The organism is Actinomycetospora sp., from assembly GCF_036497585.1.
In the GTDB taxonomy this organism is placed as follows: Bacteria; Actinomycetota; Actinomycetes; order Mycobacteriales; family Pseudonocardiaceae; genus Actinomycetospora.
In genome coordinates this window covers 1-5,478 of sequence record NZ_DASXJD010000117.1, presented here as the reverse complement: position 1 = coordinate 5,478, position 5,478 = coordinate 1, and the positions used below count along the sequence as shown (strand labels likewise).

Below are 5,478 nucleotides of genomic sequence, written 5' to 3'. Positions count from 1 at the left end.
CCGCCACCGGCCCCCGCGGCGCGGGGTGCGGTCGGGGAGCAGCGGCTCGATCCACTCCCACTTCTCCTCGGAGATCTCCTGCCTGATCACAGCAAGATCTTCCCCCACGAACCCCTATCGATCCGTCAGACACGCCCTAGTGGCCCAGCGACCGGTGGCGGTCGGACGACGCGACGACGTGGTTGCGCAGCACCCCGAGCCGCTCGACCTCCACCTCGACAGCGGCGCCGTGACGGGGGCTCCCGGTGTCCAGGTGGTCGGGGGAGGTGGTGGGTCAGCGGTGGGCGGGCACGCGGGCGTCCCGGACGCCGCGCGCAACGTCGAGCGCCGCCACGGCCGCGGCGTGGTCGTCGCCGCGCCACGCGACGTGCTGGTGCGTCGGGGAGGTCGGCCCCGGGGAGATCGCCGCGGTCGAGCACCCGCAGCGGCACCGCGGACGACGCCGCGGCGGCCCGCACCGCCTCGGCGTCCGCGCGGGCGTCGAGGCGCAGCAGCGTGAAGCCGCGGCCGAGGTGGTCGTAGAGCGAGGAGCCGTCGGGCAGCCAGCGGTGCGGCAGGCGGGCCCCGGGCCGGGCGGAGCCGTGGTAGGTGATCAGGTCGTCCGGCGGGACCGCCGAGCCGTCGTCGACGACGGCGGGGGAGTCGGCGTAGTGGTAGCCCAGGACGAGCCCGAGGCTGTGGAACTCGCCGCGCTTGACCGCGACGTCGTCGGCGACGATCGCCCGGCGGCGCCGCCCGGCCTCGTCGTCGCGATCCAGGTCGGGGTGGGCGAACGAGCCCGCGAGCCGCGAGTCCTGGGCGCCGGCCGCGTCGATCGTGCGGGCGGCGACGGGTCGGCGCTCGGGCTCGTAGGAGTCGAGCAGCGCGGGCCCCGCCCAGCCGGTGACGACCGCGCCGACCTTCCAGGCGAGGTTGACCGCGTCCCCCACCCCGGTGTTGTAGCCGTGCCCGCCCCACGGCGGGTTGAGGTGTGCGGCGTCGCCGACGAGGAAGCTGCGCCGGCCCCGGTAGCGGTCGGCGAGGAGCATGCGGGCCGACCACGGGTCGGTGGCGCGGACGGTGACGTCGAGGTCCACCCCGGCGAGCCGGCGCACGAGCGCGACCGGGTCGACCCCGGAGCGCACCCCCTGCGCGACCGCCCACCAGGTGCCCCGGAGATCCATCCGCCCGACGATCCCGGCGGCGTCGGTGCCGAGCACCCAGTAGTGCGCCCCGCGGGCGCACACGAGCCGTTCGAGGTCGGGGGCCTCGAAAGTGACGTTGAGGTTCGGCAGCTCGCCGCTGCGGCCCTCGTACCGGGCGCCCGCGACGTCGCGGGTGACGCCGGTCGCCCCGTCGCAGCCCAACAGGTAGCCGGCGTGCACCTCGACCTCGGCGCCCGCCGGTGACGCGACCCGCGCGACGACGCCGTCCTCGCCGTCGACCGCCGTGACCAGGCGGTGGCCGAGCAGCAGGTCGACGGTCGGCGCCGCGGCCACCGCGTCGCGCAGGACCTGCTCGACCACCGGCTGGGGGATCTGGCGGCCCGACTCGGCGATCTCGTCGCGGCGCCCGTCGTGCATCGCGAAGGCGTTGCGAAACCGGGTGATCTCGTGGCCCGCGAGCCGGGAGCAGAACACCGCGTCCTGGGCGTGCGACACCGGGACCGGCGTGGCGGCGCGCACCCGGTCGGCGAGGCCCCAGCGGCGGAAGAGCTCCATGGTGCGGGCGCTGGTGGTCTTGGCGCGGGGCCGGTCGGTGGTCACCGAGGTGCGCGGTTCGACGACCGCGCAGCGCACGCCGGCCTGGGCGAGCTCGAGCGCCGCGGCCAGCCCCGCGGGGCCGCCGCCGGCGACGAGCACAGGGTAGCTGCGGGACATGGCGGGTCTCCCTGCGGGCCGTACCAGACGATGACGGCGTCCACGCCGGCCCCGGCCGGCGCGGTCAGCGCGGCCAGGGCGGCCAGGTGGCCGCCGGCCGATTCGCCCCACAGCGCTCGGCGCCCCGCCGGCCCGAACCCGGCCCGGTGGCCGGCGAGCCAGGCCAGGCCCGCGCGGACATCGTCGAGGGGTGCCGGGAAGCCCGCCTCGCCGGAGACCCGGTAGTCCGGCGAGGCGACCGCGAACCGAAGAGCTGGTCGAACAGGTGCGCCCGCTCGCCCTCCCCGGCGTCGAGCACGGAGGGCACCGGCTTGCCCGGCAGGGGCGAGGAGCCGCCCGCGGGCGTGGCGAACTCTGCGTCATCGAGGTCCTCCGGGTCGGATCGGCGGCGGTCCGGGAGCGTCGGCGCCGCCCAGGATGTGACGGTGACCGCGGCGACGGCCCGGTCCTTCCATTGACCGGCATGGCACGCTCGGGTGATGGACGCGCCGGTGCGTCGGGGCAAGCGGCCCGCCGAGGGCGATCCGGTGGTCGTGCGCGCCCTCGCCCTGCTGGCCGCGTTCGACGCCGAGCACCGGGCGTGCAGCCTCGCCGACCTGAGCCGGCGCACCGGCATCCCGCTCTCGACCACGTTCCGGCTCGCGGGCCACCTGCTGGCCTGGGGCGCGCTGGAGAAGGATGCCGACGAGCGCTACGTCGTCGGCCTGCGGCTCTTCGAGGTCGCCTCGCTCGCGCCGCGCAGCCACGGCCTGCGCGAGGTCGCCCTGCCCTACCTCGAGGACCTCCACGAGGTGTCCGGCCAGCACGTCCTGCTCGCGGTCCGCGAGGGCGACGAGGCGCTGCTCGTGGAGCGGCTCTCGTCCCGGGGCGCCGTCGAGATCGACTACCGGGTGGGCGGCCGGATGCCGCTGCACGACACCGGGGTGGGGCTGGTGCTGCTCGAGGGCGCGCCGGGCCCGGTCGCCGCCCGGGTGCTGGCCGGGCTCGACCCGTGCGCCGCCGACCGGGCCCGGCGTCGCCTCGACGACGTGCGCCGGGAGCAGGTCGCGGTGTTCGAGCGGTCGTCGCCGGCGCCCGTGTCCTCGGTCGCCGCCCCGGTCCGCGACGGCCTCGGGCAGACCCTGGCGGCGGTCTCCGTCGTGGTCCCGGCCGGGTCGGCGCGCCCCCGGGCCTACACCGAGGTGGTGCGGGCGACCGCGCTCCCCGTCGCCCGGGGCCTGGGCCACCGCCCGCCCCGGTCCGGCTGACGGGGTCGCCGGCGGGGCTTCCGACGGGGCCCTCGCGGCGCCACGATGACCGGGTGCCCGGTGGCCGCGGAGGACGTGCCCTGCGGTGGCTGCTGCGCCGGGACCCCGGCCTGGCCACCACGCGGCGCGCGGTGCGGATCGCGGTCGCGGCCTCGGTCGGGTTCCTCGCGTGCCGCTACGGGCTGGGCCAGCCGACCGTGGCGGTGTACGCGGTCTTCGGGGTGCTCGGCTTCGGCGTGTTCTCCGACATCAGCGGCACCCCGGCCCAGCGCACCCGCACGCTCGTGGGCTGCTGCGCGGCCGGCCTCGTGCTCGTCTCGATCGGCACGCTGCTCGCGGTGGACACCTGGGCGGCGACGGCCGGCGTGCTGGTCTTCGGGGTGCTGGTCGCCCTGCTCGCCCTGGGCGGCCCGCGGGCCGCGGGGGTCGTCATCGGCCTGCACCTGCTCTACATCCTCCCGTCGTTCCCGCCGTTCACCCCCGCCGAGCTGCCGCTGCGGCTGCTCGGGCTCGTGATCGGCACCGTGCTGCTCGCGCTCGCCGACCGCTTCCTGCTCCCGCCCGCGCCGCCGCGGCCCTTCGCCCGGCGCGCCGCGGCCGCCGCCCGCACCCTCGGCGCGTACCTCGAGGCGCTGCAGCACTGCGACGCGCCGGACGGCGCCGGGACGCTCGCCCGCGCCCGGCGCGACTCGACGGCCGCGTCCGACGGGCTGCGCCTCGTCGGCGTCCCGATCGACGAGCGTCCCACCGGCCCCGACGCCGCGGACCGCGGGCTCACCCACCTCGCGGCTGCCCTGCGGGCCCTGCAGGGCCGCGTCGAGGCCCTCGAGGAGCTGGCGCCCACCGCGCTGACCGGCCGGTCCGCGGCGGGAGCGCCGGTCGCGGACCCGGAGGCGCCGACACCGCTGCTCGCCGCCGTCGCCGCGTCGCTGCACGAGGTCGCCGCGGCGCTCGACGGGCACCACGTCCCCCCGGGTCTCGAGGGGCTGGACGCGGCGCGGGCCACGTTCACCGCCCGCCGGCTGCGCGCGGTGGAGCTCCTCGGGCCGGGGGAGGAGGCGGTCGCGCGGGCCGAGACGTCGGTGGCGGTCTCGCAGATCGCCGAGGAGCAGCGCATGGTCGTGCTGGCCACCCATGCCGTCCTGCTGCCGCACCAGCCGGTCCCGGCCTCGGCCACCCCCGGTGAGGTCCCCGGCGACGGGCCGTTCTGGTACGCCGGGGCGCCCGCGCCGCTGCTGTGGTGGCGGCGGTTGCGCTGCCACCTCTCGCTGCGCTCGGTGTACCTGCAGAACGCGCTGCGCCTCGGGGTCGGGCTGGCGCTCGCCCGCCTCGTCGCCGGGGAGCTCGACGTCGCGCACGGGTTCTGGGTGCTGCTCGCGACCCTGACCCTGATGCGCACCTCCGCCGCGTCCACCCGGGCGGCGCTGCCCCCCGCGGTCCTCGGGACGACGATCGGCGGTGCCCTCGCGATCGGGCTCGTGCTGCTGGTCGGCCCCCACCCGGTCGCGACGGCGGCGCTGGTGCCGGTCGTCGTCGTGGTGGCGGTCGCGTCGGGCCGGCTGGCGGGGGTGGTGGCCGCCCAGGCCTGCTTCACCCTCGTCGTCGCCGTGCTGTTCGCGCAGCTCTCGCCGCCCACGTGGGAGCTCGGCCCGGAGCGCGTGCTGGACGTCCTGCTCGGCGCGGTGATCGGGCTCGTCGTCGGCGCCGCGGTGTGGCCGCGCGGGGGGCACGGCGAGGTCCGCCGGGCGGCGGCGCGCTGCCTCTCCGACGCCGCGGCGCTCGTCGACGGCACCACCGACTGGCTGGCCGGGGCGGCCCCGCGGAGCCTGGTGACGGCGCGGCTGTCGGCGATGGCGGTCGCGCTCACCCGCTACGAGGCGACGTACACCCAGTTCCGCTCCGAGCGGCGACCCGCCCGCGGCCACGACCTCGACTGGCTCGTGGTGCTCGGCGTCATCCACCGGGTCAGCCGGGGCGCGCGCGGCACGCTCGCCGAACCGCCCGGCCCCGACACCGCCGCGCCGTGGCCGGAGCTCGTCGCCCGGCTGCGCCGCGACGTCGACGTCGTCGCCGACCGCTACCAGCGCTGGGCGGTGGTGCTCCGCACCGAGGGCGACGATCCCCACCGCGTGCCCGCCCCCCCGCCGGGCTTCGTGCGTGCCGGCCTGCGCGCGGTGGCCGACCTGCCCGACCGCGCCGAGCACCCGGTGCGCGCGCTCCGGCTGGTCGACGCGTGGGGCTGGCTGGGCTGGCTGGCCGACGACCTCGTGATGCTCGAACGGATCGTGCCGTCGCCGTCACCGCCGCGGACCCCGCTCGCCGCGTGAGGTGCGCTCCGCGCCCGTGAGCACTTTCCGGGGCTATGACCCCGG

General features: G+C 78.1%; 3 protein-coding genes and 1 pseudogene. 2 read left to right on the top strand and 2 right to left on the bottom strand.

Features of this window, described 5'->3' with window-relative positions; all coding sequences use genetic code 11:
- Positions 1–125: 125 nt before the first annotated feature.
- Together VGH76_RS11710 and VGH76_RS11705 are read right to left on the bottom strand one after the other, a co-directional pair.
- Complete coding sequence (locus VGH76_RS11710) at positions 126–1,859, bottom strand: FAD-dependent monooxygenase (RefSeq protein WP_331556855.1); 1,734 nt, start codon at positions 1,857–1,859, stop codon at positions 126–128.
- A pseudogene (locus VGH76_RS11705) lies at positions 1,742–2,098 on the bottom strand (alpha/beta hydrolase fold domain-containing protein); the annotation flags it as partial. The pseudogene VGH76_RS11705 and the gene VGH76_RS11710, both read right to left, overlap by 118 nt.
- 240 nt (positions 2,099–2,338) lie before the next feature.
- On the opposite strand from VGH76_RS11705, the gene VGH76_RS11700 reads away from it, so the two are divergent.
- Together VGH76_RS11700 and VGH76_RS11695 are read left to right on the top strand one after the other, a co-directional pair.
- Entirely contained in the window at positions 2,339–3,106 is a 768-nt protein-coding gene (locus VGH76_RS11700) for an IclR family transcriptional regulator (RefSeq protein ID WP_331556854.1), read from the top strand.
- Positions 3,107–3,159: 53 nt separating this feature from the next.
- Positions 3,160–5,433: an FUSC family protein gene (locus tag VGH76_RS11695; protein ID WP_331556853.1), complete on the top strand. Its 2,274-nt coding sequence runs from the start codon at positions 3,160–3,162 to the stop codon at positions 5,431–5,433.
- Positions 5,434–5,478 lie beyond the last annotated feature (45 nt).